The organism is Fibrobacter sp. UWH4 (assembly GCF_900142475.1).
Classification (GTDB): domain Bacteria; phylum Fibrobacterota; class Fibrobacteria; order Fibrobacterales; family Fibrobacteraceae; genus Fibrobacter.
The window spans coordinates 1-25,891 of sequence record NZ_FRAY01000006.1 but is presented as its reverse complement, the minus strand read 5'-3'; the positions used below and the strand labels follow the sequence as shown (position 1 = coordinate 25,891).

21 protein-coding genes and 1 tRNA gene are annotated in these 25,891 nt (G+C 52.7%); 11 read left to right on the top strand and 11 right to left on the bottom strand.

All coding sequences use genetic code 11. The features are described from left to right. Positions 1 to 88 precede the first annotated feature (88 nt). On the top strand, positions 89 to 1,657 hold the full coding sequence (locus tag BUA93_RS11640) for a histidine phosphatase family protein (RefSeq protein WP_254793965.1): 1,569 nt from the start codon (positions 89 to 91) through the stop codon (positions 1,655 to 1,657). A 65-nt stretch (positions 1,658 to 1,722) separates the two neighbouring features. Further along, on the top strand, positions 1,723 to 2,718 hold the full coding sequence (locus BUA93_RS11635) for a bile acid:sodium symporter family protein (protein WP_072979627.1): 996 nt from the start codon (positions 1,723 to 1,725) through the stop codon (positions 2,716 to 2,718). A gap of 37 nt (positions 2,719 to 2,755) precedes the next feature. Here BUA93_RS11635 and BUA93_RS11630 read toward each other — a convergent pair whose 3' ends face one another. The 5 genes from BUA93_RS11630 to BUA93_RS11610 all read right to left on the bottom strand — a co-directional run bounded on the left by BUA93_RS11630 (position 2,756) and on the right by BUA93_RS11610 (position 7,333). Beyond that, complete coding sequence (locus BUA93_RS11630) at positions 2,756 to 4,327, bottom strand: glycosyl hydrolase family 8 (RefSeq protein WP_072979625.1); 1,572 nt, start codon at positions 4,325 to 4,327, stop codon at positions 2,756 to 2,758. A 53-nt stretch (positions 4,328 to 4,380) separates the two neighbouring features. Then, a complete protein-coding gene (locus BUA93_RS11625) occupies positions 4,381 to 5,727 on the bottom strand; it encodes a TolC family protein (RefSeq protein ID WP_254793964.1) in 1,347 nt (448 codons plus the stop codon). A gap of 79 nt (positions 5,728 to 5,806) precedes the next feature. After that, positions 5,807 to 5,881, bottom strand: a tRNA-Val gene (locus BUA93_RS11620). 121 nt (positions 5,882 to 6,002) lie between these two features. Next, on the bottom strand, positions 6,003 to 6,467 hold the full coding sequence (locus tag BUA93_RS11615) for a PTS sugar transporter subunit IIA (protein ID WP_072979623.1): 465 nt from the start codon (positions 6,465 to 6,467) through the stop codon (positions 6,003 to 6,005). Between the two features lie 101 nt (positions 6,468 to 6,568). Next, positions 6,569 to 7,333 carry a type I 3-dehydroquinate dehydratase gene (locus BUA93_RS11610; RefSeq protein ID WP_072979621.1) on the bottom strand — a complete coding sequence of 255 codons (765 nt, stop codon included), beginning with the start codon at positions 7,331 to 7,333 and terminating at the stop codon, positions 6,569 to 6,571. Between the two features lie 124 nt (positions 7,334 to 7,457). Here BUA93_RS11610 and BUA93_RS11605 point away from each other — a divergent pair, with 124 nt between their 5' ends. The 6 genes from BUA93_RS11605 to BUA93_RS11580 all read left to right on the top strand — a co-directional run bounded on the left by BUA93_RS11605 (position 7,458) and on the right by BUA93_RS11580 (position 11,635). Then, entirely contained in the window at positions 7,458 to 8,057 is a 600-nt protein-coding gene (locus tag BUA93_RS11605) for an ATP-dependent Clp protease proteolytic subunit (protein WP_072979619.1), read from the top strand. A 29-nt stretch (positions 8,058 to 8,086) separates the two neighbouring features. Beyond that, the gene (ftsY, locus tag BUA93_RS11600; RefSeq protein ID WP_072979617.1) at positions 8,087 to 9,007 is read left to right on the top strand and encodes a signal recognition particle-docking protein FtsY; all 921 of its coding nucleotides are present in this window, start codon (positions 8,087 to 8,089) and stop codon (positions 9,005 to 9,007) included. 4 nt (positions 9,008 to 9,011) lie between these two features. After that, complete coding sequence (locus BUA93_RS11595) at positions 9,012 to 9,434, top strand: hypothetical protein (RefSeq protein ID WP_072979615.1); 423 nt, start codon at positions 9,012 to 9,014, stop codon at positions 9,432 to 9,434. Further along, positions 9,431 to 9,922, top strand: coding sequence for a thioredoxin family protein (locus tag BUA93_RS11590; RefSeq protein WP_072979613.1), 492 nt, complete (start codon positions 9,431 to 9,433; stop codon positions 9,920 to 9,922). The genes BUA93_RS11595 and BUA93_RS11590 overlap by 4 nt, the downstream gene beginning before the upstream one ends. Beyond that, on the top strand, positions 9,919 to 11,070 hold the full coding sequence (locus BUA93_RS11585; protein ID WP_072979611.1) for a glycosyltransferase family 2 protein: 1,152 nt from the start codon (positions 9,919 to 9,921) through the stop codon (positions 11,068 to 11,070). The genes BUA93_RS11590 and BUA93_RS11585 overlap by 4 nt, the downstream gene beginning before the upstream one ends. A gap of 106 nt (positions 11,071 to 11,176) precedes the next feature. After that, the gene (locus tag BUA93_RS11580; RefSeq protein ID WP_072979609.1) at positions 11,177 to 11,635 is read left to right on the top strand and encodes a hypothetical protein; all 459 of its coding nucleotides are present in this window, start codon (positions 11,177 to 11,179) and stop codon (positions 11,633 to 11,635) included. Positions 11,636 to 11,704: 69 nt separating this feature from the next. On the opposite strand, the gene BUA93_RS11575 is transcribed toward BUA93_RS11580, so the two are convergent. Next, positions 11,705 to 12,922 (bottom strand): hypothetical protein, encoded by a 1,218-nt coding sequence (locus tag BUA93_RS11575; protein WP_072979607.1) that lies wholly within the window; start codon positions 12,920 to 12,922, stop codon positions 11,705 to 11,707. Positions 12,923 to 13,064: 142 nt separating this feature from the next. Here BUA93_RS11575 and BUA93_RS11570 point away from each other — a divergent pair, with 142 nt between their 5' ends. Next, the gene (locus BUA93_RS11570) at positions 13,065 to 16,547 is read left to right on the top strand and encodes a beta-galactosidase, LacZ type (protein ID WP_072979605.1); all 3,483 of its coding nucleotides are present in this window, start codon (positions 13,065 to 13,067) and stop codon (positions 16,545 to 16,547) included. 56 nt (positions 16,548 to 16,603) lie between these two features. Here BUA93_RS11570 and BUA93_RS11565 read toward each other — a convergent pair whose 3' ends face one another. Then, on the bottom strand, positions 16,604 to 17,611 hold the full coding sequence (locus BUA93_RS11565) for a Fic family protein (protein WP_072979603.1): 1,008 nt from the start codon (positions 17,609 to 17,611) through the stop codon (positions 16,604 to 16,606). A gap of 410 nt (positions 17,612 to 18,021) precedes the next feature. Here BUA93_RS11565 and BUA93_RS11555 point away from each other — a divergent pair, with 410 nt between their 5' ends. Beyond that, positions 18,022 to 18,864, top strand: a complete 843-nt coding sequence (locus BUA93_RS11555; RefSeq protein WP_072979599.1) for a 50S ribosomal protein L11 methyltransferase — start codon at positions 18,022 to 18,024, stop codon at positions 18,862 to 18,864. Between the two features lie 48 nt (positions 18,865 to 18,912). On the opposite strand, the gene BUA93_RS11550 is transcribed toward BUA93_RS11555, so the two are convergent. Next, positions 18,913 to 20,064, bottom strand: coding sequence for a GGDEF domain-containing protein (locus BUA93_RS11550; protein WP_072979596.1), 1,152 nt, complete (start codon positions 20,062 to 20,064; stop codon positions 18,913 to 18,915). An 89-nt stretch (positions 20,065 to 20,153) separates the two neighbouring features. Continuing rightward, positions 20,154 to 21,311, bottom strand: coding sequence for a GGDEF domain-containing protein (locus BUA93_RS11545; RefSeq protein ID WP_072979594.1), 1,158 nt, complete (start codon positions 21,309 to 21,311; stop codon positions 20,154 to 20,156). Positions 21,312 to 21,436: 125 nt separating this feature from the next. Here BUA93_RS11545 and glmM point away from each other — a divergent pair, with 125 nt between their 5' ends. Beyond that, positions 21,437 to 22,777 (top strand): phosphoglucosamine mutase, encoded by a 1,341-nt coding sequence (glmM, locus tag BUA93_RS11540; protein ID WP_072979592.1) that lies wholly within the window; start codon positions 21,437 to 21,439, stop codon positions 22,775 to 22,777. Positions 22,778 to 23,070: 293 nt separating this feature from the next. Here glmM and BUA93_RS11535 read toward each other — a convergent pair whose 3' ends face one another. Both BUA93_RS11535 and BUA93_RS11530 read right to left on the bottom strand, forming a co-directional pair. Then, a complete protein-coding gene (locus BUA93_RS11535) occupies positions 23,071 to 24,597 on the bottom strand; it encodes a T9SS type A sorting domain-containing protein (protein ID WP_072979590.1) in 1,527 nt (508 codons plus the stop codon). A gap of 249 nt (positions 24,598 to 24,846) precedes the next feature. Beyond that, complete coding sequence (locus BUA93_RS11530) at positions 24,847 to 25,218, bottom strand: Hsp20/alpha crystallin family protein (protein WP_072979588.1); 372 nt, start codon at positions 25,216 to 25,218, stop codon at positions 24,847 to 24,849. Positions 25,219 to 25,891: the final 673 nt, after the last annotated feature.

The window sequence follows — 25,891 nt, the reverse complement described above, 5'->3', positions numbered from 1 at the left end:
TGGTGGGTGACCGCGCAAAAATGGGATGTCTTGGAAAATGGATTTGGTTAGAATAATTCGGTTGTGTGTTGTGCCGCTAGCTTTTGTTATGCTGTCGGCATGTTCTGGTGAAAATTCTACCGGTGGCGTTGCAGGAAGCGATTCGCCGGAAAACAGTCACGGTTCATCGGCGCCTGTCGTTGTCGATACCGTGCGCGCACCTTTGTATGTCTACGAAATTCTGAAAGAATATTCGTCCGTCGGTGACGCTGGTGATACTCTCGATTCTGTACGGGTGGCTCTTGAGTCGTCAGGAGCAGATATCTTGACATTGCTGTCTCGCCCCCGTGTGGAACAACTCCTGATGAACCATGTCCCCATAGATTCGGCGGTGGTGCAGGCGAAAAGAGAAGTGGCGGCCGCCTTCGGAATAGACTCCGTCCCGCTGGCTGCGGAATACGATGCGGTCGTGCTCGCTATTTCGGCCTTGATCCAGAACCGGGCAAGCAAGGAAGAAACGGAAAATTTTATCCGTAGCGTGGGGGAGGACCTGAAGGGCGACGGTGTCTGGAATGACCCTAACTTGAAAATCCAGATTGCGGATTGGACCGTGGGTATCGATTCCGTATGGAAGTACAACGATATCCGCAACAACGCGGTGTCGGCTTATGGCGGGAACGTGCCGAACTTCGAACGGTTCATGCGCGCCTTTATTCCGCTGGCTTATGCCTTTGAACCTTGTACCGATGCGAATGCGGGAACGGTCACTTTCGTGAATCAGGGACAGAGCGCCTTATTTGCAAATGACTACGAAACGTCGGACCATTCGGCGGTGCGCTTTATTTGCGACGTGAATAACAGGGAATGGCGCATCGCCCAACCGATAGAAAAGGATACGGCAGACTTTGGCCCTGGCGGGTATGACAGGGAAGTCCGCGAAGGCCGCGTCATTCACGACAACTATTACATCTTCGATGCGGGGACTTGGCGAGTGGCGACCCCGCAGGAAGCCGACGGGTTTACCGACCTAGTGGAAGTCTATGCGAGTCTGAAGGCCGACGACAAGGCGGTTTTTATTATCCGTCATAGCGAACGCACCGATGACACTGGGCCGAACGGTCACCTGACCGATAACGGGAAACAGTATGCCCGCAATTTGGGTTCGCGTCTTGCCGCTGTCGCCAAGGAAGATTTCTATTACGGATATTCGGGCTACGCGCGTACCAAGGAAACCTGCGAAAACATTGCGCAGGGCAAGGGACAGTCGAATTATTCGCTGGACGTATTGCCCTATATGGATGGCAACTGGTTCGTGAAGGACGCCGCGAAGGTCGAGGCTTACATGAATTCGGATGGCGGCGGCTGGGTCGTCTATTCCAGGTATGCGTTTACCGGGGCGTATCCGGACGCCTTCTACGATCTGGAAGCGCGTAGCGAGGAATTGCTCCGGGACAATGTCGTTGCAAATCTTGCGACCATGAAACGCGTCAATGTCCTGTGTACACACGACTTTTTGGTGGTGCCCCTGCTAGCCTACACGACGGATGGACACGCGAATGTCCGTTATTATGAAAAGTGGAAATGGGTGAATTACATGGCCGGTGTCGCCATGATCATTTCGGCCGATGGATCTGTCCGCTATATCCCCGTGAAGGGGCTGGATACCGGAGTCATGTAGGACTTCCCTTACGTTGCGGTCGAGCATGATTGCAACGGAGGAACGCTTTTCCTATATTGTGCGGTATGTTTAAGGTAATCAAGGCATTTTGCCGTCTGCTTTCTAACTACGCTTCACTCTTTGTCATCGCAAGCGCAATAGTCGCATTCTTCGTCCCGGTCGCTTTTGGCTGGGTTCACGGGAATGTATCTTCCGTCATTCTCGGCGTCATTATGTTGAGTATGGGCCTTACCATTTCGACAGACGATGTGCGCAATCTGTTAAAACAGCCGTTCCACATTTTGCTCGGTGCGGTTGCTCAGTATACGATCATGCCGTTTGTGGCCTTCGGGCTTACGAAGGTGTTCGGGCTGGATCCGTACCTTGCCGTGGGTATCATTCTGGTAGGATGCTGCCCGGGCGGCGTTTCGAGCAACGTCATGAGCTTCTTGGCCCATGGCGATGTCACGTATTCCGTGAGCATGACCATGGTGAGCACGCTCCTTGCGCCGATTATGACGCCGCTGCTTGTGCTTTGGCTTGCCGACACGAGCATCGACGTGAATGCGAAGGGAATGTTTCTGAACATTCTGTATGTGACGATTGCGCCGATTACCATCGGGTTCCTTTGCAACTATTTCCTGGGCAAGCGCGCCGTATTTAAGGAAATCCAGTCGAATATGCCCGCCGTCAGTGTGATTGGCCTGATGATGATCGTGGGTGGTGTCGTCGTGACGGTGCGCCCGCAGCTGTTCGCAAACGGCCTTGGCTTGATTTTCCTGGTGCTTGCGGTGGTGTTCTGCCACAATGCGCTGGGCTATTTGCTTGGTTATGGTGTGGGTAAACTTTTCAAGTTCAATACCGCCAAGAAGCGTACCATTGCGATTGAGGTCGGCGTGCAGAATGCCGGCATGGCGACCGTGCTTGCCATGGCTTTCTTTGCGGATCCCGAGAACGTGGCGAAGAACCCCGCCGCGGTACTTTGCATGGTGCCCTGCGCTTTGAGTTGCGCCTATCATTCCATTAGCGGAACGGTGCTGGCAAACATTTTCGCTTGGCGCGACAAGAAAAAGGCGCAGTAAAAACTGCGCCGTCGAGAGAATCTTTCAAGAGATTCTTTTAGCGGATTGCAACTTTTCGCATGTAGCTCGTTCCCTTGGAACGGGCTTTTACAATGTAGATACCGCGATGGCCTTGCTTCCACAGGAATTTGGAGCCGTGGGATTCTGCGATTTTATGACCGTTCATATCGTAAAGGCTCCATTCCGCGGTCTCGGGAAGCGTAAACAGGATGGCGTTTCCCGCGCGGCTCATGCGGATTTCCCCGTTGACGGCCAAGCGGCTTTGCTTGATTGCGGCGGTCTTGGTGAGAGAAGAGGAGTCTCCGGGGGTTGCCGCTTTCGGGTTGTCGATGACGTCGATTACGTTCATAAATGTCCCGCTCATCATCGAGGCGCCGAACCAGGCGAGGAACTGGTCGAAGTACATCTCGTTGTGGAGCGTGTCCTCGATGCCGCCAGTGGGATCCTTGGCGACTCCGAAGTAGTCTCCGCCTTCGTAGAACTTGGCGAGTTCTTCGCTGAAGGCGATGCGGTCGGCAGATTCCCCTGCGGCGACGGCCGCCGTAGCCCACATGCCGATGGTCAGGTGGCTGTGTTCGCTGCGGTAGCGCCAGGTGTCCTTGTTCTTGCTGTCGTTAAAATCGGTCCAGATGTCTTCGGCGGGCAGAAGTTCGCCTGCGTTTTCGATCTGGTAGAAGTTTGCTGCCTTGGCACCGCCCTTCGTATTGATAAAGCTGACGGCGTTTTTGAGGAAAGCCTTGGCGCGAGGCTCGTCAAACCAAACGGCATCGATGGCGACTCGCCAAAGGATTCGGATGGCATCCTTGAAAAAGGCGCGGCTGTTGAAGTAGGCGTTATAGCCGAGGCTTCCGGCCCAGCCGCCGTCAGGACGCATCCAGTCGGGGACCATTCCCATGCTGTATCCGGGGCTGTTTGCCAGTATTTCGTAGGTCTTTTCGACGACCGTATTCCAACGATCGCCGTTGCTGTCGAACTTGGCGAAGATCCTATACCATGCCGGTGAAAAATAGCCTGGGTTCACGAAATCGTCGCCGCCCCAGCCTGCGCCGGGGGCGAGGATTCCGTTGCCTGTAATTTGTTCTGTGCTCCACATGCAATCCAGAATTTTCTGGGCATGTTCGGCGTAACCGTAGTTGAACTTGGTCGAGGTGTAGGGTTTCCACTTGCCGGCGGAAACTAACTTGTCTGCAAAGATCAGGGCGAGGGCGACGTCTTCTTCGGCGTCGGTAGCGGCTCCCCTTCCGGAAATGTTCCCGTTGGGTGCCATTTGCCAGTTGTAGTAACAGCCGCCCCACATCTTTTCGTTGGCAGCGTCCCAGATGGAATTGAAGTGATCCTGGTCGTTGGCGTAGAGTGCGACGAGCATGCCGTATCCGACCGCTTCGCTCACGGCATCGCCCGGTGTTTCGCTCTTGGGGCGGTGAATGAGTCCCTCGCCTTCGCTGTAGGGATCGATGTTTCGACGGATAAGCCCTTGCCACGTGCTGTCGAGAGCGGCTTTCCAGTAAGAAGCGTCGACCTTGGGTTGAGTGTTCGGTAGGTCGAGTACCGCCAGGGAATAGCTGAACGCCCCTGCAATGCAGAGGGGCAATACCTTGAATAAATGCATATAGCCTCCGATCACCCAAACGGATTCCCTGCAGGAATATATAGTAAAAAAGTCTAGTCGAGTTTACCCTGGTAGAGTTCCAGAAGCTTGCGGGAGAGCAGACTCGTGTATTTCGCGTTCGTGAGCGTGATGCGGGCTTTTTCCAGGTTGTTTTTCTGGGTAAGGAAATCGGTGTAGGTGAGTGCTCCGGCGCCCCGCTGTTCTTCGGCGACTGCGAGCGCTTCGGATTCCGCTTCGACCTGGAGGATGGCCGCTTTCCACTGCATATCGGCGCTGACGGCATTCAGGTAAAGCTTTTCGATGTTGTTCTCGAGAGTCTTGAGATTTTCTTTCAGGCTCACCTGCGATTCGGTCTCGTTCACCTGGGCCTGCAGCACCTTGTTTTCCGTGGCACCGCCATCGATAATCGGGATGTTGATGCCGAGCGAAATGGAATTCTGCCAACCGTACTTGAGTTGTCCCTTGTAGTCCCCGGATTCCCATGCCTGCAGGCCGGTGCTGGAATTGGCGCCGAGCGTGACGGTGATGGAACTCCCTTTGCTTGCGACCTGGGTATTCTTCTGTGCGGCGCGTACGGAGATGCTGTCGGACTTGAGCCCCGGATTGGCTTTCTGGGCGTCGGCATTAAGTTGTTCGTAGGCGGGGAGCGGGGGGAGCGAGTCGGGGCTTTCGATGTCTGTTTCGGGGGCTGCAATCTGGAATTCGGCGGAATCGTCGAGCTCCAGTAGCTGGCGCAAGGTGGTCTTGGCGGTGCTTACCGAAAGCTGTGCGCTAAGCTGCGAGGTCTGTTTCTGCAATACGTTCGATTGCGACTGCGTCAGGTCCTTCTTGGTGATGGAGCCCGCTTCGAAAAGCTTGCCGTAATGTTCGAATTCCGCCTGGGCGAGTTCCACGGAGGCGTCTGCGGTGCGCAGGTTCTCGCTTGCGGCTAGTAGGCTCATGTAGGCGTTGAGCACGCTTTCTTGCACGCTGCGTTCCGTCTGCTGCGTGGCGAAAGCGGTCGCCTCCTTGGAGAGCGTCTTGGATTCCACGTTCAGGCTCGTGGCGCCCCCGTCCCAGAGGGTGTAGGAACCGGAAATGCCGAGATTCAGGCGGTAATGGTCCTCGTTGTCGATAAAGGGATGGTCGTAGAGCGTATTCTGGATGCTTGCGCTTACGGTCGGGGAATTGCCCGACTTGGCCTGCTTGACCGAGATGTCGGCCGCCTGTTCGCGAAGCTTGGCGGATTCTAGTTTCAGGCTCGACTTCTTCGCTTGCTTGAGGCAATCCTCCAGCGTCCAGGCGCTTTCGGCGAGGCTTACGGTCGAGAGAGCCGTGAGCAGGAGGGCGGCAAGGATACCTGTATGTGAAACTCTGTTGATCATGCCCTTTAGATGCGCCGGAGCGTCGTTTCGTTGCATTTTGCGGAATTGCACAGACAAGATAACAAAAATGGGTTGCACAAAAAAAAGACCTCCGGGGTAGGAAGCCTTTTTCAAGTGGACGGTACTGGATTTGAACCAGTGACCTCTGCCGTGTGAAAGCAGCGCTCTAAACCAACTGAGCTAACCGTCCGAGGTGCGAGCAAATATAGTAAAGAGTTTTCCCGCTGTCAAGGGTTAATCAGTTCTGAATTCGGATTTCGGAATTCTGAATGATTATAACTCCGAATTCTGAATTCAGAATTCGGAATTAGTTACAGGTATTTGTCTTCGGCGGCACGGAGGATGGTCAGGAATTCGGCCGGATCCTTGGAGGCGATCAGGTCCTTGCGGACTCCCCCGTCGGCCAGGAGGCGGCTCACGGACGAAAGGGCCTTGAGGTGCGGACCTACGGTGTTGCCCGGGCTCACGATCAGGATAATCAGGTAGACGGGCTCCCCGTCGAAAGAGGCGAAATCGAGTCCCCCTTCGATCGTGGCGGCGGCCATGCACATACGGTCTACGCAGTCGATCTTGGCGTGCGGGACGGCGAGTCCGCAGCCGATACCGGTGGATCGGCTCTGTTCGCGGCTCCATACGGCATCAAAGATTTCGTTGCGATGTTCCAATTTGTAGGCACTGCAGAGCGTGTCCACCAGCTCGTTCAGGATTGCTTCCTTGGTCGAGCTCTTGGAGTTGATCAGAATGCAATTGTCGACAAACCTTTCGGAAAGGCGCATGTTGAAACTTCCTTTTGTAAATAACTATATAGATATTTAGCAAAATATATGTCCATTTGGACGAAAAAAGCGCCGATGGAACGAAAAAATATCAAAAAACCTTAAAATTGGTTCAAAAACGCCAATATTTCCATTTGGGAGTTCAGGCTGTCGAACTGGTCCAGGGCCCGTCCCATGACCGAAACGTCTATTTGGCCGGGGGCCTCGGAGCGGCCGATGGACCCGTAGGTGAGGTTCGCGCCTTCCTTGAGCGACCAGAGGCGGCTCACTTTGCCCGTTTCTCCCATGCCGAATGCGGCGAACATCTGGAACTTTTTCGCGAATTTCTTTGCGAACTTGTATAGGCGGTCGCAGTCGCAGTCGGAATTGCTCATGGCGGCGATTTTTAGCCCCTGGGCGCCCATGCGCTTGACATCGTCGGCAAAGGCCTCGAGTTCCATTTCGCTTGGGATGCGGACGAAGTTGTGTTCCGAGACGAGGATGCTTGTCCCCTTGGGGCGCGCCATGTTGTTAAGAGCCTTGAAATCCGAGAGGCAGTCGCGTTCCAGGTCCAGCCACTCCGGCACCTGCTTTGCGCCGAGGACTTTTTCCCACAGGGCGATTCTTTCTATGGATCGCGCGTCGGGGAACCTTCCGCCGTCGCGTTTGAGGCGGACCGTTCCTATCTGGAGCTTGTCGGGGACGATGTTGCGGACTCTTTCAGATAAATTAACCCAATCGGATTCCTTGAAAAAATCGTAGCGGATTTCGATGGCGCCACAGGCGTCGAGGTCGAGACGCACCGCATGGAACAGGTCCTTTTCGGCGGCTTCGAGGACCTCGGGGCCGACCAGGCCGACTAGGTATTTGGGAGAATCGGAAATCATGGCGCAAATATAAAAAATGATGAGTGGTGTGCCGTAAACGCCGAAAAAACCTTTTACAGATCGCGCCGGAAAGACGATAATATATTGAAATTTCTAAATTATGGCTGAACAAAAAGGAACAACTATGGCTCAAACTAAAATTGTGTCTGATTGCAACGAAAAGAACGAGAAGGCCCCTTCCGATATCATGAAGAAGGCCGAAGAATACCTTGCTTCCAAGCGTAAGATTTTCCTGTGGGGCGGCGTCGACGACGAAAGCGCCGAACGCATCGTGAAGGAACTCCTGTACCTGGATTCCCTGAGCCATGACGATATCTATTTCTTTATCAATAGCCCGGGTGGTGTGATTTCCAGTGGTCTTGCCATTTATGACTGCATGAACGCCATCCAGAGCGACGTGGTCACGGTTTGCTGCGGTCAGGCGGCTTCGATGGGTGCCGTGCTTTTGACTTCGGGTGCAAAGGGCAAGCGTGTGGCATGGCCGAATGCCCGCATCATGATTCACCAGCCGCTGATTCACGGTGAAATCGTGGCGCCCGCAAGCGATATCCAGATCCAGGCCGAAGAAATGCTTCGTATCCGTGGCATTACGGGCAAGATCCTTGCGGAAACCTCGGGGCACACCATCGAGGAAATTGACCGCGACACGGAACGCGACAACTTCATGAGCGCCGAAGAAGCCAAGGCCTACGGCCTGGTCGACAAGGTCGAAAGCCTGGTCTAACGGTTGCCCTTGCCTAGTAGGATTATATAATGGGATTTTTTTCTGCCATTAAGAGTGGCCTTGCCAAGACCCGCGACGCCCTGATGGGTGAACTCAAGGGGATTGTCGGTGCCGGAAAGATTACGGACGAAACTCTCGAGGATCTCGAGGAACACCTGATCAAGGCGGATGTCGGTGTCGAAGCCGCGTTCCTCTTGACCGATGCGCTTCGTGAACAGGCGCTCGGAAAGTCGCTCACGACTGAACAGGTGCTCGACATCATGCGTAGCGAAGCGGAACGCCTCTTGAAGGACCCGCCGCCGTTTGAACTCAAGGGCAAGCCCCACGTGGTGCTTGTGATTGGCGTGAACGGCGCCGGTAAAACGACCACGATCGGCAAGCTTGCCGCCCGCCTTAAAGATGAAGGCAAGAAGGTGATGATTGCGGCCTGCGATACGTTCCGTGCGGCGGCGATTGACCAGCTTGAAACCTGGGCGGAACGCAGCGGAGCCGAATTCGTGAAGCATCAGGAAGGTTCCGACCCTGCGGCCGTAGCTTTCGACGCCTGCAATGCGGCGGTGGCCCGCGGCTGCGACGTGGTACTGATCGATACCGCCGGCCGTCTGCACAACAAAGACTACTTGATGGAAGAACTCAAGAAGATTGTCCGCGTCATCAAGAAGGTGGATCCGGCGATGCCGCACGATATGTGGCTTGTCATCGACGGCAACACCGGACAGAACACGATCAACCAGACGAAAATATTCAACCAGAGTTTCCCGCTCACCGGCCTCGTGGTCACCAAGCTCGACGGCACGGCCCGTGGCGGCGCAGTGCTCTCGATTGCAAGTTCGCTCCAGATTCCTATCCGCTGGATTGGCATGGGCGAACGTATCGACCAACTGGTGCCTTTCAGCAAGGCCGAATACGTGGAAGGCCTTTTCGAGAACGCTCTGGAAGAAAAGGAATAGACCTTTGCGCGCCCTTCCCGTAGCATTGTTCCCGTTGGCGCTGCTTTTGGCTGCGCTTTTCTCGGGATGCTCCGGCGAAGTCTCGGTGGACCAGGAGTTTGTAAACTTGTATGTGGAATTGCGCATTGCCGAAATGACTTACGGCAAGACTTCCCCGATGACGCGGCTGGTGCGTCAGGATGCGTTGAAGGCGGCGGGGTATACCCGCGAGAGCTTCCTTGCCAAGGCCGATGAAATCTTGGGAGACGAACGCCAGTGGGTCCCGTTCCAGAAGGCGGTGAATGCCCGCATCGATTCGCTGCTTGCTCCTCCGGCGGCAAGTGCCGCAGCTCCTGGCGCCAATACGGGGAACGGTCCGCAGAAGGTTGCGCCGAAGATGCCTAAGCCCCAACCTAACATGCCCGCTCACAAGGGGGGTGTCCGTTGATTTTACGTCTGTTGGTTCTTTTTGCTGTTTGTGCGTCCGCCGCGTTTGCCGCTTCGCCCAAAAAAGATGCGGCGAAGGTTTCGCAAAAGTCGCTTGTCCACTGGATGGGTTATGCCGAGGCTCTCGATAAGGCGAAGAGTGCCCCGCGCCTGATTTTTGTCGACCTGTATGCGGACTGGTGCGTGCCGTGCCGCATTATGGATGCGAATGTCTATAGTAACCCGACGGTTGCCTCGCTTTTGAATTCCCGTTTCTACGCCGTCAAGCTCGACGCCGATTCGCAGGATTCCATCGTATGCGACGGGCAGAAGAAGACGGTGCAACGTTGTTATTTTGATGTGTGGGAATTGAACGCGCTCCCTGCGTTTGTACTTGTTGCCCCGAAGGGGATGAGTATCCTGACGGTGACCGATTCCATGACGCCGCAGGAGTTGCAGTATATGTTGTACCAGTTCCTTGAAAAAGAAAAGGAGTGGATGTCCCGATGAGCGAACAGTTCTTGTTTTACGTCCAGGTTGTTTTTTGGGTGATGCTCTTTCTGCTGGTGCATTGCTACTTGCTGTTCCCGATGACGCTTCCGTTCGTGAGCGAAATTTTCAAGCGTCGCAAGTCTCCCGAAAAGGGCGATGTAGAACTCCCGACGGTGTCGATCTTGATTTCTGCCTACAACGAAGAGGCGGTTATCGAGCGCAAGATTCAGAATATCCTTGAACTGGATTATCCTAAGGAAAAGTTGGAAGTGCTCATTGGTGACGACGGTTCGGCGGACAAGACCGCCGAGATTGTTGCCCGTTATGCCGACAAGGGGATTACCCTGGTGAAGGCTCCGCAGAATGCGGGAAAAGCGGCAATGCTCAACCGTCTGCACAAGATTGCGAAGAACGACATTCTGCTCTTTTGCGATGCGAATACGATGTTCTTCCCGAACGTGGTGCGTAAGCTTGTCATCCCGTTCCAGGACAAGAAAATCGGTTGCGCCTGCGGTCACCTGATTCTTTCCGATAAGAGCGGATCCACCCTGGGCCGTGGCGAAAGTTCCTACTGGGACCTGGAATCCGAAATCAAGAAGTTCGAGGGCGTGCTCGATATGCTGATTGGCGGCAACGGCGCCCTCTACGCCATTCGACGTGAGCTTTATACGGAACTGCCGGTCAAGAAGAGCGTGATGGACGACTTCTTCGTGACGACCAAGGTCCTCGAAAAAGGCTTCTATTGTACCTTCGTGACAAGCGCTATCGGCACCGAGCAGACCTCGAAGGAATCGAGTGGCGAATTCCGCCGCAAGGTGCGTATCGGCCGCGCGAATTTCAACTTCCTGTTCTCTTACCTGCCGTTGCTGAATCCGTTCCGTCCGATGCTTGCGTACCTGTTCTTCTCGCACAAGATTCTGCGCTGGTTCTCGCCGCATATCCTGATTCTGCTTTTTGTGGCTAACGCCCTGTTGCTGACGAGAGGCCTCTTCTATCAGATTTTCTTTGGCGCGATGACGCTAGTGCTTTTGGTGGCGCTATTCAAGATTGTGCCGAGCGGCTACTATTTCCTTTCGATGAACTACGCGATGCTTAAGGGATTCTTCATGGCGTTCAAGCGCGAAAAGAGTGGCGGCTGGGCCCGCGAAGCAAGGAGCGACGAATAAATTCGGAATTAAGATTTCAGAATTCGGAGCTTGGAATTTAGCGTAAAGTACGTCATTGCGGGCGAAACGAAGTAATCTCTGGTCAAATTGGAGCTATATTGTAGGTATGAAAAAAATTCTGATATCCATTCTGTTTGCCTTGGCATTCGCCGTTGTTCCGGCGAACGCCTTCACGATGGATGTTCAGGGTGGAGTTGTCAACCATGTCAGTGAAATCAAGAATTTCAACTTGAACGTGTATGGTCACCTGTGGTATCCGATTGACCAGATGCTCTTTTTCGGCATCGGTACGGGCTATCAGGAAATCGACAATGTGAGCCTTGTCCCTGTTTCGGGCAGTGTCTGGATTCGCTTGCCTATCGGAAGTCGCACGCTTCCCGTGGCGACAGGTGACTGGGGTTACCTTTTCGGTTCAAGGCACCAGATGTTCTGGCGTGCTGGCGGCGGGTTCGATATCAAGAACGGCGACTATTCGTCTATTATGCTGATGGGCGGTTACCAGTTCCTAGACCACGAAGGCAAAGGCTACGCCTACGTGCAGGCGGGCATTCTAGTAGAACTATAAAAAATGTGAAATGTGTAATGAGAAATGTGTAATTACTCATCTCACATTTCTCATCCTACATCTAACAATCTATTTCCCTAATTCGGTCTCTAGGAACTTTTTGTTCTCTTCGACTTTCTGCTTTTGCGGATTGTCCGGATATTCTGTCAGGCACTTGTCGAGCGGGGTGATTGCGTCCTGCAGCATTTTTTTCTTCTTCGCCATGTCCTTCTGCTTTTGGGCTTTCGCAAATATCTGACTAGTGGATTTGCGTTGCTTGGTGCAGTAGGTGTCGGCTAGTTTCAGATAAAGTTCGTTTGCTTCTTTGCGGAGTTTGCTGGCCTTGAGTTTGTTCAGGAGGGTCTTGGCTTCGGCGAATTTTTCTTTTTGCAGGAGAGAGTCTGCCTTGGCGAGCGCCTGGACGGGATCATTCGATTCCCAGTACTTGGCGGCTTCGGCGTCGTTTGCTTGGGCGAGCTCGCGGATGTGGTCAATGAGCGCTTGCAGGTGGAGGGAATCTTCGAAGTCACGATAGCGCATTTGCAGGATAATCGCTTGCTTTTCGGCTTCGGCAAATTGCGCCTGGTTGTCGGCGAGAGCCTTTATGGTGGCGTATTCCTTTTTGGCCTTGGCAAGCGTATTCGTGTAGGCGAGAACCTTTTGTGCTTTGGCCCACAGGGTTAGCGAATCGCCCGGCGCAAGTGCGATGAGGCTGTCCGCGGTTTCGGAAACCAGGTCATAGTTGGCGTTTGCGCGGTTCATGTTCTGTATCTGGAAAACCATCGGTTCGTAGGCTTTGGCCTTCTCGGCACGAGTCTTGCCGAATTCATTTAGCATGGAGTCGGCCTTGGATTCCCATTGGGCCCATAGGGGTTTGATGACGCGGAATCGTTCCAGGTAGGCGGTGGCGGAATCGGTATAGCCGGCCTTGTACAGGGTGTCCGCATAGTCAAAGATGCTCTGGATCAGGGCGGGAATCTCTGTGTAGGGATCCGTTGCCCTTGCCGTATGGGTTGCGGTTGCCGGGACCGTAGTGGTTTCTGCAGTTGGAATATTTTGGGGCGTGTTCAGTCGATGGCTGTCCAGGGCCTGCGAATTGAAAAAGACTTCGTTTTCGGATTGTTCCGAGCTTGTCGCCTGGCTTGCGGATGGGGCCCCTTTTGAAGGTTCAGTCGTGTACTCGGCGGCACTTGCAGTTGATGGTTCCGACTGTGGATTTGTTTCGGGGACAGGTGTGTTTCCTACGCATGCCGTAAAAAGCGCTGCGCCAAACAAAAGGTTGAGTGTACGGGCCTTATTTCGTTTCATAATGCGTTTTGAAAAAATTTGAAATTCGTTTTTAATATAGCAATCTTGATAAAATGTCAATAGAATTTGTGCAAACGGCGTGTAAATCCCTTACAAAAAGGGGTATCTTTTTTATTGGTGTGGATGATTAAGTGAGGTTGTTATGAAAAACTTCTTGGTTTCGTCTGCTGTTTCGTGCGCAGCGTTATTTGCCGTATTTGCGACTTCCGCAAGTGCGCAACCCAATGATGAATGGAACGGCAAGCCGCGTGTTTTTGCGGTAAATGCGCTGACTCCGCATGTGACATCCATGCCGTATACGACGGTCAAGGAAGCCCTAGTGGGCGACCGCCATGCTTCTGAATGGTACCAGAGCCTTTCGGGCAAGTGGAAATTCTACCACGTTGACAAGCCTGCCCAACGCAATAACGACTTCTACAAGGACAATTACGATGTGTCTGGCTGGGACGATATTCCGGTGCCGTCTTCTTGGCAGTTGCTGGGTTACGACCATCCGATTTATACCAACGTGATTTATCCGTGGTCGCAGAACAACCGCGTTTCTGCACCTTACGCTCCTACTGACTTTAACCCGGTGGGTCATTACCGCCGCAACTTCACCGTCCCCGAAAAATGGGCCGGCAAGCGTATCCGCCTGCATTTTGAAGGTGTGGAATCCGCTTACTATGTTTGGGTGAACGGCAACTATGTCGGCTACGCCGAAGATTCCTTTACCGGTCACGAATTCGACATCAACAAGTACCTGCGCAAGGGTGAAAACAATGTTTCGGTGCAGGTTTTCCGCTGGTGCGATGGTTCCTGGCTCGAAGACCAGGACTTTATCCGCCTTTCGGGTATCATGCGCGATGTGTACATTTACGCTGTGCCCGAAGTGCACATTCAGGATTTCCAGATCGATGCGACCCTTACCAACAATTATACCGACGGTTTGCTGAAAACGACGGCGTGGATTTATAACTCTACGGGCTCTGCCTCGGGCGACTATACCGTAGAACTTTCGCTGTACAACGACAAGGGAGCCGAAGTCATTTCTCCGTCGGCACAGAAGGTTTCTGGTATCGGCTCGAAGGGCGAAAAGAGTGTCCACTTTGAATTGCCGATTACGAAACCGGACCGTTGGTCTGCCGAAACTCCGAACCTGTATACCGCAGTGCTTACCATTAAAGATGGTAGCGGCAAGATCATTCAGGTCGAGAGCAATAAAATTGGCTTTAGAAAAATTGAAATCAAGAAGGACAACGGGGCTCCGCGCCTGTTTGTAAACGGTATGCCGGTAAAATTCCACGGCGTGAACCGTCACGAGCTCGACCCGGATAACGGCCGCGCTGTGACCTACGAGCGAATGGAACAGGACATCATCTTGATGAAGCGTTTCAACATCAACGCGCTCCGTATGTCGCATTACCCGAACAATCCGGTGATGTACGATCTTTGCGACAAGTACGGTATCTACGTGATTGACGAGGCGAACGTGGAAAGCCACGGCGCCAACAGTGAACTTCCGAAAAATAGCGACGATTGGCGCGCCCCGGTGGTAGACCGCCTGAATACCATGGTGCAGCGTGACAAGAACCACCCCTGCATTATCCTTTGGTCCTTGGGGAACGAAGCCGGTAACGGCAACGTGTTTGCCTCGGAACGCGAACGTGCCCACCAGATTGACTCTACCCGTTACGTGCATTACGAAGGCGACAACAACAATGCCGATGTGACAAGCCAGATGTACTGGGGCTACGATTATATCGCCGGTTACAAGGATGCGAACAAGCCCGTGATGCTTTGCGAATACGAACACGCCATGGGTAACTCCGTGGGCGACCTGCAGGAATATATGGATGCCTTCTACGGCAACCCGCGTGCTTTCGGCGGCTTCATTTGGGACTTTATCGACCAGGGCCTGCACCACAAGGGCACCCCGTATTGGGAATTCGGCGGCATGTGGGGCGACTGGCAGAACGACGACAACTTCTGCGCGAACGGCCTCGTGTTCCCGGATAGAAAGATCCAGCCCGAAATGTGGGAAATCAAGTACCAGTACAGCCAGCTGCGCGTGAAGAACGTAGATGCGGCAAAGGGCAAGATTGAAATTGAAAACCGCTACCTCTTCAAGAATTTGGGCGACTTCCTCGATGCCTACTGGCAAATCAGGGAAGACGGCAAGGTCATCAACGGAGGCAAGCTGAACGGTTCGCAGATGAACATCGGCCCGAACCAGAAAAAGGAAGTGACTATTGAGATGCCGAAAATCGAAACCAAGATCGGCGCCGAATACTTCCTGGATATCGATTTCCGCTTGAAGAACGACGAACTTTGGGCTAAGGCGGGCCATAGCGTTGGCCATGAGCAGTTCGGTATTAATTTGGGCCAGCTCTGGTCCACCGAAGTGGATATCAGCACCGTAGGAACCCACAGGGTGATTAAGGGCAGCGGCGAACTCACGCTCGAAGGCAAGGATTTCAAGATTCGCTTCGACGAGAATGCGGGAACGCTTGCAAGCTACGTGCTCGATGGCGATACCATCATCAAGAACGGCGGTATCCCGAACTTCTGGCGTGCCCCGACCGATAACGACAAGGGCTTCAATATGGAAAAGGGCCACGGCGAATGGCGCAAGGCGAGCCAGAAACGCAACGTGTCCTCCGAAGTCAAGGAAGTCTCCGCCAACGAAACCCAGGTGACCTTCAATTTCAGCTTCCCCGATGTGGGCAGCTCCAAGATGAAGCTGACCTACTTTGTGTACGGCAGCGGCGATATCGTGGTGGAATACACCTTCAATCCGGACGGCTCCAAGAGCTACATCCCGAACGTAGGAACGCTCTTTACGGTGCCGCAGGGCTACGAAAAAGTCCGCTGGTTTGGACGCGGCCCCGACGAAAACTATATGGGCCGTAATCGCGGAAGCTTCATGGGCATCTACTCGACGCTCGTGGATTCGATGACGGTCATGTACATGGAAATCGGCGAAACCGGCCAGCGCACCGACGTCAAATGGGCGACCCTCACCAACAACGACGGCAAGGGACTCATGATCGTGGGTAACCCGCGCCTGGAATTCAACGCCCAGCATTATACCCCCGAACAGCTCACCAACGTAAAGCTTCCGTGGGAACTCAAGCGCGACAAGGATATCACGCTCCGCGTGGATTTGCACCAGATGGGCCTCGGCGGTATCAACTCCTGGGGTGCCGAACCTCTCAATGCCTACCGTCTGAATGCAAACCGCGAATACTCCCACAAGTTCCGCATTGCCCCGATTCGTAAACAGCTGAACGACCCGACCGAATACTCCTTGCTCGGCTTCAGGAACTTTGGCTGGAACGACTTGGCGCCTGCGGCATACCCGGGTGACAAGATTTACGAAAACCAGCCCGAAAAGGATGTTGCAGAAACGGCGAACAAGGATCCTAATGGTACAGACGCGGTAAAGCCGCTCGTCTTCAGGACTCCGGATTCGTATGCGCCGCGCAGCTACAACGTGTTCGATATGCAGGGCCGCCTCGTGGCAAAGTTTACGACCCAAGGCATCGAGGACTTGCAGGCGAAAACATCCGCCGCGGTGAACCGCTCCGGCACCTACCTGGTGCGCTCCAAGTCCGGCAAGACCTTCCGCATCAACGTGCGCTAAGAAACTCCACACCCCATGCATGAACGCCCCGGCTTTGGCCGGGGCGTTTCTTAAGTTTAGGCGAGGCTGTATTTTTGACTTCGTCCGCCTTTGCTTTCGGCTCGGACGATTCCCTTCTGGATGAGCGCCTGGATGTCGCGAAGGGCGGAGTCGTGGCTTGTTCCGGTAAGGGCCGCCGCTTCCTTTACCGAGAACGTGGCAGGTAGCGTTCCTTCCCAGGCGGCGTTTACAATTTTACGTTCGCGTTCGCTCAGGGCGACGTCCTTATTTTTCTGGTCGAACTGGATTTTCTTGAGAGTGTCAGCGATCTCTCTTTCACGCACTTCGATGGAGCGCCTCATAATTTGCAGGAACCACAGGATCCATTCGGTCAGGTCACCGTTTCCGGACTGCGCCTTGAGCAATTGGCGGAAGTATTCTTCGCGTTCCTCTAGAATTTGGGGGCATAGCGCAAATAGGCAGTGGCTAGTGTTTTCGCTGTGTGCGAGAATCATGGTCGTGAGGGCGCGAGCGATTCGTCCGTTACCGTCTTCAAAAGGGCGGATGGTAAGGAACCAGAAATGGGCGACGGCGGCCTTGATGGCTCCGTCCGTCGTGGAATTTTCGATCCAGTCGATAAAGCGTTCCATTTCAAGGGGAATGCGTTCTGCGCTTATTCCTGTAAAAGATCCGACAGAGCTTTCCTTTGTCCTAAATTTCTTTACTTTGTTCTGACCAATGGCGGCGTGCCATGCAAAGAGTCGCTCTGCGGTCAATGGCTGCTTGGCGTTTTGAAGGGCCCCGACCATATTTCGTATATCGTCGCTCGCGTTGTTCTTTTTGGCAATTTCGGTCTTGACGTTTTGGGGATCGAGCATCCGGTCGTCCAGGGCGTAGTTGGCCGCGATGTCCTGGGCGAGCATCTGTATTTCTTCGTCATTGTCGTTGACCAGGTTCGTAACCCCGATGAGACGGCCTTCCTGCAGGCGAGTCTGTCCGAGGGCGTCCATGACGCTCTGGGAATTGTACCGGAAACGGGTCCAGTCAGGGTATTGGTGTATGAACAAGGGACGGAATGCGGTCATTTAACGCAAAATATACGTAGATAAGGTTTGTTTGTGTTATTTCCAATTCGTAATGTTCCACTTTGGAATAGGGTTTTGAAAAAAAAGTGAACCGATTCACGATTTTTTTGTATAACTTTGTTTACAAGAAGGAAAAAATGCTAGTGGTTTGGTTTTGGGTCCAAGCGGTTTGAGGTGTTTGCGCTTGGTAATAAGAGGTCCGGTCCGGAGTGCCGGACCTCTATCTTTTAGCCGAATTCGCGAACTATCTCCCTCACTACTTTTTTTTCTTGCCATCCTTGCGATTATTCCCGTCAACTCCGCATTCTTTCCTGTCATCCCCGCGTTCTTTCCTGTCATCCCCGCGTTCTTTCCTGTCATCCCCGCGAATGCGGGGATCACTGCTTGAATATATTTCTTAAATTTTGACCATGCAGAAAATTGATACTTGGTACAAGGCCGAGGGATATTGCCCCGCCGAAGAATATGAACTCGCAAGCTACCTGCTTTTCGAGGCGGGCGTTGCGACTCTTGAAGAACTGGACCCGAAAGCGGAAGGCCGGACGGATTTCTGCTTCTATACGGGAGACAAGGCTGAAAGAGACCGCATTGTAGGCGAGTTCCCGCAGTATCATTTTGTGCTCAGCGACGAACCCGCGAAGGATTGGGACAAGTGGTGGCGCGACCGTGCCCAGCCAGTTTCCGTGTCTCCGCATCTGTGGGTTCGCCCCCCTTGGGTAGAATTTACGCCAGACGATCCTGCTGCGGTTGTACTGGAGCTCGAAGCGAAAACCGCTTTCGGAACGGGCGAACACGATACGACGAGCAGCTGCGCGACCCTGATGGAATCGGTGGATTTCAAGGGAAAAACGGTGCTTGACATCGGTACGGGTACGGGAATTTTGGCCATGTATGCCCGCCGCTTGGGAGCGCGTCTTGCGGTAGGTACAGAAATTGACCCGCTGACGATTCCCTGTATTGCCGAAAACTTTGAGCGCAACGGCTTTGGTGAAAGCGACTGCGTGCTGGGTTTCCTGGATGCATTCAAGGATGGTGCCAAGTTTGACGTTATCCTGTGCAACATGATCCGGAGCGAGCTTTGGCCCCTGCGCGACGACATCGAGGACCTGCTTGTGAAGGGCGGCGAACTTGTCATTAGTGGCCAGCTTGAAACCGAAAAGGATTATGTTCTCCGCTGGTTCGAAGAAATTGGCCTGACCGTCGTCCAAGAAAGAGTAAGTGGCGAATGGTGGAGCGTGCTTGCACGCTCCTGAATGAGCCTCGGGGACAAATGCGTAAGGTGAGCGTCGCGCTCGCCCGCCTTATTGTTGCAATCGTTTGTTGATTTGCGATTGCGCGTAGAAGTTCGATTTTTCTTCCATCATGGATTTTGAAATGCTGTCGATAAATTCGTTCATCGGCTTGCTGGTATCGTAGCTTTGGCTACAGATACAGACGGATAGCTTGTATGAACTGTTGAAGTTGTTTGCTTCCGACAACCCTGACCTTATGCGTGTAATGCACATGCTGATGGCCATTTCGTTCTGGGTGTTGACGAATGCGATGTACTCGTCGCTGGAATAGCGGATAATCACACCGAGTTCCCCGATGGAGCGGTTTAGGATCTTTGCCATCTTGATCAGCACCTTGTTGCCCGTGGCGTGCCCGTAGTTCTGGTTGATGGTCTTGAACGAGTTGATGTTTACAAGGATTCCGGTCACTTGCAGGTCTTTCTTCTTGGCGTACTCGCGACCAAGGTAGTCCAGGTAGGTGTAGTTGAAGACTCCCGTTAGCTTGTCCCTGAAAACGCGCTCGCTCTGCAGCGTGGCGAAAACACCTGCAATGGAAACCGCGATACTTGCAGAGATGGCTGAGATTCCGTAAAAGAGAGACTGGATAGCCGTGCCGACAATGAGCGGGATAAAGTAGACCCAGACAGGGAAGGACTTGAACATGCCTCCCTTTCGCTTGCAAATAAAGTAGAGAATCAGGCTGTCGACAAGGAAACCGTAGTCGATTGCGATGTAGAACAGGTAACCGAATTTACGTTCGTAGACATTGTTGTAGGAAACGTCAAAAATGAAGGGAACGAAGTTGTTGAGGATAATCATGGTCGTTCCCGTGATGAGTGCCGCCCCCAAAATGTAACGATGGACGATGGAGAATCGTGCATTCAGGTGCTCTGCCAGGAACAGCAGCCAGAAGAACGTGCCGAACATGTCGGCCAGGTACAGGAGTGCGTTGCTCCCGTAGACGATGACTCTCGCCATGGCGCCCGGCTTTCCGTCGGCGGTGTAGGCGATGGGGTCGAAAATGCATCCGCAAAAAGCGAAAAAGAGGATCAACTGCAAGAAAGCGTTTTCCGCCCCCTTCTCGCGGAATCTCCATATATTACCTGCCAACAGGACACCGATGAGAACGATGCCGAATATGTTACTCACATAAACAGTTGTCAGTTCAAAAGTGCTTTCCATAATCAATCCCTTCCATAATATAATCACTTTTTACAAAAAAAGAAATTTTTTATATAAATTATCGTTTTTGTGTGATATATCACGTTTTTTTAACGCTTTCTGCGGTCCATGACCTTGTGGGTTGCGTAAAAGGCCTTCTTGTTTTCGTACATGCGGGAATCGATTGTATTGATGAAAGTGTCGATATTTTCGTTTTTCAGGTCTAGCTTGTGGTAACCGATAGAGGCAGACAGGGTGTATTTCTTTTCGTTGTCTGCATTGTATTTTTCGAAAAGGTACAGGATCTTCTCGATACGGGCTTTGATTTGCTCATCGTCCTGGGTGTTGATTAGCAAGATAAATTCGTCTCCGGCATAACGGACAACGCTTCCGAGGCTGCCCACGCCTTTTTGCAGGATGCGCGTGGTGGCGATGAGGGCCTCGTCACCGACGGAATGCCCCTGCTCGTCGTTGATGCGCTTGAAATCGTTCAGGTCAAGCATGATTCCCGTAATCTTCAATTTGGGGCGCTTGGCAAATTTTTTGAGCTGGTAATCCAGGTAGGTCCGGTTAAAGACGCCTGTCAGCGCATCGCGGTAAATCATCTCGTTTTGGAGGCTTGCGAGGATGCCCGCAATCGAAATGGCGATGCTTGTGGGAATGACGGAAATGCCGTAAAACAGCGACTGTATGATTCCGCCAGCAATAATCGGGACGATGTACACCCATATCGGGAAAAACTTGAGTACGCCTCCCCTTTGCTTGCTCCTGTAATAGGTGAACAGGCTGTTGATGACAAGTAGGTAGTCTATGACCGTAAAGAAAAAGTAGAAGGACTTTCGCTCGTAAAGGTTGTTTTCGTCGATAGAGAAGACTATGGGGTGGAATAGGTTGACTATAAGAACCGTGACTCCCGCCACGATGATGGTGTTCAGGGCAATCTTGTGCTTTCTGGTAATGGAACCGTTCAGGTAGTAGCCTAAAAAGCGGACCCAGCAAAGGACGGCGAGCATGTTTGCTGCAAAGAGCCAGGTGCTAGTCGCATAGACTGCGATTTTGGGCATTAGGCCCGGGATTCCCTTCATGGTGTACGAGATGGGGTCGGCAATGCAACTGGTGAGCGCGAAGAACATCATCAGGACCAGGTTCTTGTTGGCGGGAGTCTTGCTCTGCAGACGCCAAAGATTACAGATAATCAGGACGACAATCAGTACGATGCCGATGATATTGGCAACATAGATGCTTTCTAGGTTAAATAAGGGGCTCATTGCCTTATGTCCTGTCCGCCATGTACGCCCCCGGACCGAATTGGGGGAGTAGGTTGAGTTTCTCCTGTCTTCTTGTGATAATTATACATAATTTTTTTGTATTTTTTTGTAAAACGGAGATTTTTATGTCTAAACTGATGCGTTCTATTTCGGGTATCCGCGGAATCGTGGGTGATACCCTTACCCCCCAGGTCCTGAAGAGCCATGTGAGTGCCTTTTTGCAGATTACCAAGGCCAAGCGAGTCGTGATTGGTCGCGACAGTCGACCGACGGGCGACGCTATCAGTCAGTTTGTCGCAGGCATCTGTCGTCTGTCGGGCGTAGACGTTGTAGAGGTCGGCCTTTCGACAACTCCCTCGGTGGAAATCTTGACGACTGAGCTCAAGGCCGATGCGGGCATCATCATTACCGCGAGCCATAACCCGCTCGAATGGAACGCACTCAAGTTCCTAAACAACAAGGGACTTTTCCTCGGCCCCGCCGACGTGAAGCAGCTCTTTGAACTTGCCGATGCCGATAACTTCAAGTATCCCGATTATCGCGGCATGGGCAAGTATGAGTTCATGAAGGATGCCGACGGCGTTCACGTGGATGGAACCCTCAAGATTCCGTTTGTGGATGTCGAGGCGATTCGTGCCAAGAAATTCAAGGTGGCCGTAGATGCCGTGAATGGTGCGGGCAGCTACATTGTGCCGCGTCTTTTGGAACAGCTCGGCTGCGAAGTGGTTCGCGTGCATTGCGAACCCGACGGCACGTTCCCGCGTGGTGCAGAACCGATTCCCGAAAACCTCGGCGACTTGCGCAAGGCCGTGAAGGATAACGGCTGTGCGGTCGGTTTCGCTGTGGACCCTGATGCGGACCGTTGCGCCTTGGTCGATGGCCTTGGCCAGAGCATCGGCGAAGAATATACGCTCGCCATTGCGACGGAAGAAGTGCTCAGCCAGAAGAAAGGAAGCGTCTGTGTTAATTTGTCTACGAGCCGCATGAACCAGGATGTCGCCGAAAAGTACGGTTGCGAATTCAGCCGCGCCAAGGTGGGTGAAATCAATGTGAGCCTGCAGATGATCGAAAAGGGCTGCGTCATCGGCGGCGAAGGTAACGGAGGCGTGATTCTGCCGGCACTCCACTACGGTCGTGATAGTCTCGTGGCGGCAGCCCTCGTGCTTAGCTGGATGGCACACCATAACGGAGGCCCGGAAAAGTTCGTTGCGGAAAATCCGTCTTACGCCATGCCCAAGAAGAAGTTTGAACTGGGCGACAAGAAGGTGGCCGACATCCTCCCGAAAGTCAAGGCAGAATTTGCCGGTTGGGAAATGGACGAACGCGACGGCCTGTGGCTTGGCCACGAGAAGTCCTGGGTGCATGTGCGCGCCAGCAACACCGAGCCTGTGATTCGCGTAATTGCCGAAGCGCCGACGGCTGAAGAGGCCGAAGCCCTCTGCACTAAAGTCGAAAAACTTATATAAGATAAGACCGCTCGGCTCTATTGCATCTGTAAAAATACGATATCGCCTCGCTCTCGCCTCCACGATTCGTTAATACGAATCGTTTGAGGCTCACGGTAAGACCGCCCGGCTCTATTGCATCTGTAAAAATACGATATCGCCTCGCTCTCGCCTCCACGATTCGTTAATACGAATCGTTTGAGGCTCACGATAAGACCGCTCGGCTCTATTGCGTCTGAAAAAATACGATATCGCGTTTAAAAAGGTCCGCCTTTTGAGGCGGACCTTTCTGTTGTTGGAGGTGTGTAGGAAACTTAGAACTGTTCGAAGAACTTGTGGACTTCTTCGGGAACCCAGGTGTTCTGCCAGTTGCCGTTGTCGTAAGCCGTCCACTGGTGCTGACCGTTCCAGCTGCAGAACTTGACCGGGAAGCGCTCGTCGACGGTCGTGAAGTCGTAGCAGAGGTGTCCGCTGCCGCCGACTTCCTTCGGCTTTTCTGCGCTGGCATCGGTGAAGTTGCCATCTGCATCGGCCTTACCGTTGTTCTTGAGGATGCGCTTGAGTGCGCTGTCACGAGCGCGGTTGTAGTTGCAGGTGCCGTCATTCTTGCCGTGCACGGCCATCCAGGCGATAGGCAAGCCCTTGTTCTTCGGCAGGTAGATGTTGTAGTCGGCTGTTGCATAGACAGCGACTGCGCGCAGGCGGTCTTGCATGTCCTGGGCCATGGAGTTCGTGACCATGGCGCCGAAGCTAAAGCCCGTCATGAACACGCGGCTGGTGTCAATGCAGTAGTTTTCTTCGAGAGTCGTAAGCAACTGGTTGATGAACTTGTGGTCCTTGTCGCTGTTCATACTCCATGGCATACCGTCGGTATCGCCACGCGGAGAAACGAAGATATAGTTGCCTTCGGTGTCGAGTTTCTGCTGGCCGTAGTACGGAGACGGATGGTCCTGGTCCGCATAGTGGTGGACGAAGTCTTCGGCGTTAGAGCCCATGCAGTGCATGGCGAAGAGCAACTTGTAAGGTTTCTTGTTGTCGTAGTTCTTCGGCAAGGTGATGAAGTATTCACGTGTTTCGCCGTTGACGTTCATTTCGAAGCGGTCGCCATTTTCGACGCTCTTGGTCTTCTGCAGCTTTGACGTCGTGCCGCAGCCCTTACTCGGGGTCGGGTTGTTCTTCAAGGCGTAGCCGAATTTGAATGTCGGTTCGGGAGGAACCGTCTTCGTAAGCTTCACGTTGAGCGTAGTATCGAGCGTGTTGAGCTTGATGGTGAGCGTATCGTAATCTGTGGCGACAAACTGGATGGCTTCACCAGCCTGAGCTTCCTTCATGAGGGCGCTTGCGCTAGCTTGTGTGCCGAAGGAACTGCCGTATTTTCCTTCGCTTGTGAACTTGAAATTCTGCTTAGCGCTGCCCACGGAAACCTGCGCAAAATATGTGCCGCGTGCGTTGAGGCCTTTGCTCAAGTCGTATGTGCCTGCACCCTGCAAAGTTTTGGTAAAAACCTGGTTGCCGAGAGAGTTGTAAATCTTCACCTGAACAGGGGAAGTACTACTCTGGGAGTATGAAAGAATGCCGTTGTTGATGTTGATATATCCGACGGCGTTTTTGAAGGCCGGATGAATGGCGAGTGTGATCGAATCTTCATCTTCGTGGATGGTGAATTCGCCCTTGTCGTCTGTCTTTGTGGTCTTGCCTTCCTTGAGCAAGCTGACATCGACATCCTTGATAGCCTGGCCATGATCATCGGAAACGGTGCCGTTCAATGAATATGCTGATGCGGTGCCGCACATGGCGGCGATCACTGCTGCAGAGAACAGTGAAGAGAATGATTTACCCATACTTACTCCTTTTACCCTATACACCGTCAAAAAAATATATACTCGGTGTAAAAAAGGGCTTTAAAAATGAATCTGGCCATTGACAATTAGTCCATAACATTTTGTTTACACAAAAAAGAGCCCCAAACGAGGCTCTTTCTTGGTAGGAGTACGATGAATGAAGAAAATTTTTACACGATTGAAGATCCTTTTAATCCCCACTTGGGCCACTTTATTGGAGTGAATTTGATGGGGATTTGGAGTTTGTGGTTAATCAATGGTCAGCTTGCGTGCTGCTGCTGTCTGTTTTTTTGACAGGGCGAATGACAACACGCCGTTTTCGAGGGAGACCTTGATGTTTTCGGTGTCGATGTCGTCGGCCAGGCGGAAGCTGCGCTCGTAAGTGAACTTGCTTTCCTTGCGGTTACGCGTTGCCTTGACGGTGATGATGTTCTTTTCGACCTGGATGTCCAAGTCTTCCTTTTTAACGCCCGGGAGTTCCACTTCAAGCATGAAGCCGTTCTCGACTTCATAGTAGTCGGCCTTGGGCGTGTAGCTGCATTCGTTCTGGGCGTTGCAGGCGTTCAAGTTGTCAAGGAAGTTCTGGATACCGTAGAAAGTGCTCGGAATAAACTGTGTCATAATTTTAACCTCTTTGGATGTGGGGCCAATCTTTGGCGGTTTGCCTCGGCTTGGCACCCTGTTTTTGTCTTCGCACACCTAATTGCAAAAGGCGTGCCAACTTCAGATGTGGTTGCCGAAAAGAAGGCGCGATTGCGTCTAGGCCAGTATTTTAGCGGGGTTGGCGGGGCCGGGCTTGTCTTCTTTGGTTGTGGCTATGCAAAAAGAAACATTGGCCGTTTCAATGGAGAAACATGGAGCGTTTAATCGTAAAACGTAATTTGATGGCTTGGAAAAGGGCGTTGACAGTGAAGTTGCGACGCGGAAAGTTGAAAAAAATCCCTTTGTGAACCCGCAGAAGGTCGAAAAAGATTCCTGCCGAATGGCTTTCTTGAAAATATATGTTTTTAAATTGTTGATAAAGTGGATGTAATGTGGAATAAATCCCGTTATTTCGCAAAAAAGTGAAAAAAGTTGAAATTTTTCGCCAAAAGCCCTTGACAACGGTCACGGAAAGTTCTATAATTGGCCTCACCCGCGAACGAGAGGGCTGAAGAGCTGAAACGGACGCGGGACAGCAACCCGAGAGGTTGCTGAGTAGATTGAAGGAATCGGAGATGTGCTTAGTGACGGGTCCAAGAGGATTCTTGGAAAGTCAATGATACGAACGTGATTAACGGGACCAAGACTTTAA

What these genes read in the sequence shown, in the direction of transcription:
- BUA93_RS11640 (WP_254793965.1), top strand. Translation starts at nt 89, where the DNA reads ATGCTGTCGGCATGTTCTGGTGAAAATTCTACCGGTGGCGTTGCAGGA.
- BUA93_RS11635 (WP_072979627.1), top strand. Translation starts at nt 1,723, where the DNA reads ATGTTTAAGGTAATCAAGGCATTTTGCCGTCTGCTTTCTAACTACGCT.
- BUA93_RS11630 (WP_072979625.1), bottom strand. Translation starts at nt 4,327, where the DNA reads ATGCATTTATTCAAGGTATTGCCCCTCTGCATTGCAGGGGCGTTCAGC.
- BUA93_RS11625 (WP_254793964.1), bottom strand. Translation starts at nt 5,727, where the DNA reads ATGCAACGAAACGACGCTCCGGCGCATCTAAAGGGCATGATCAACAGA.
- BUA93_RS11615 (WP_072979623.1), bottom strand. Translation starts at nt 6,467, where the DNA reads ATGCGCCTTTCCGAAAGGTTTGTCGACAATTGCATTCTGATCAACTCC.
- BUA93_RS11610 (WP_072979621.1), bottom strand. Translation starts at nt 7,333, where the DNA reads ATGATTTCCGATTCTCCCAAATACCTAGTCGGCCTGGTCGGCCCCGAG.
- BUA93_RS11605 (WP_072979619.1), top strand. Translation starts at nt 7,458, where the DNA reads ATGGCTCAAACTAAAATTGTGTCTGATTGCAACGAAAAGAACGAGAAG.
- ftsY (WP_072979617.1), top strand. Translation starts at nt 8,087, where the DNA reads ATGGGATTTTTTTCTGCCATTAAGAGTGGCCTTGCCAAGACCCGCGAC.
- BUA93_RS11585 (WP_072979611.1), top strand. Translation starts at nt 9,919, where the DNA reads ATGAGCGAACAGTTCTTGTTTTACGTCCAGGTTGTTTTTTGGGTGATG.
- BUA93_RS11580 (WP_072979609.1), top strand. Translation starts at nt 11,177, where the DNA reads ATGAAAAAAATTCTGATATCCATTCTGTTTGCCTTGGCATTCGCCGTT.
- BUA93_RS11575 (WP_072979607.1), bottom strand. Translation starts at nt 12,922, where the DNA reads ATGAAACGAAATAAGGCCCGTACACTCAACCTTTTGTTTGGCGCAGCG.
- BUA93_RS11570 (WP_072979605.1), top strand. Translation starts at nt 13,065, where the DNA reads ATGAAAAACTTCTTGGTTTCGTCTGCTGTTTCGTGCGCAGCGTTATTT.
- BUA93_RS11565 (WP_072979603.1), bottom strand. Translation starts at nt 17,611, where the DNA reads ATGACCGCATTCCGTCCCTTGTTCATACACCAATACCCTGACTGGACC.
- BUA93_RS11555 (WP_072979599.1), top strand. Translation starts at nt 18,022, where the DNA reads ATGCAGAAAATTGATACTTGGTACAAGGCCGAGGGATATTGCCCCGCC.
- BUA93_RS11550 (WP_072979596.1), bottom strand. Translation starts at nt 20,064, where the DNA reads ATGGAAAGCACTTTTGAACTGACAACTGTTTATGTGAGTAACATATTC.
- BUA93_RS11545 (WP_072979594.1), bottom strand. Translation starts at nt 21,311, where the DNA reads ATGAGCCCCTTATTTAACCTAGAAAGCATCTATGTTGCCAATATCATC.
- glmM (WP_072979592.1), top strand. Translation starts at nt 21,437, where the DNA reads ATGTCTAAACTGATGCGTTCTATTTCGGGTATCCGCGGAATCGTGGGT.
- BUA93_RS11535 (WP_072979590.1), bottom strand. Translation starts at nt 24,597, where the DNA reads ATGGGTAAATCATTCTCTTCACTGTTCTCTGCAGCAGTGATCGCCGCC.
- BUA93_RS11530 (WP_072979588.1), bottom strand. Translation starts at nt 25,218, where the DNA reads ATGACACAGTTTATTCCGAGCACTTTCTACGGTATCCAGAACTTCCTT.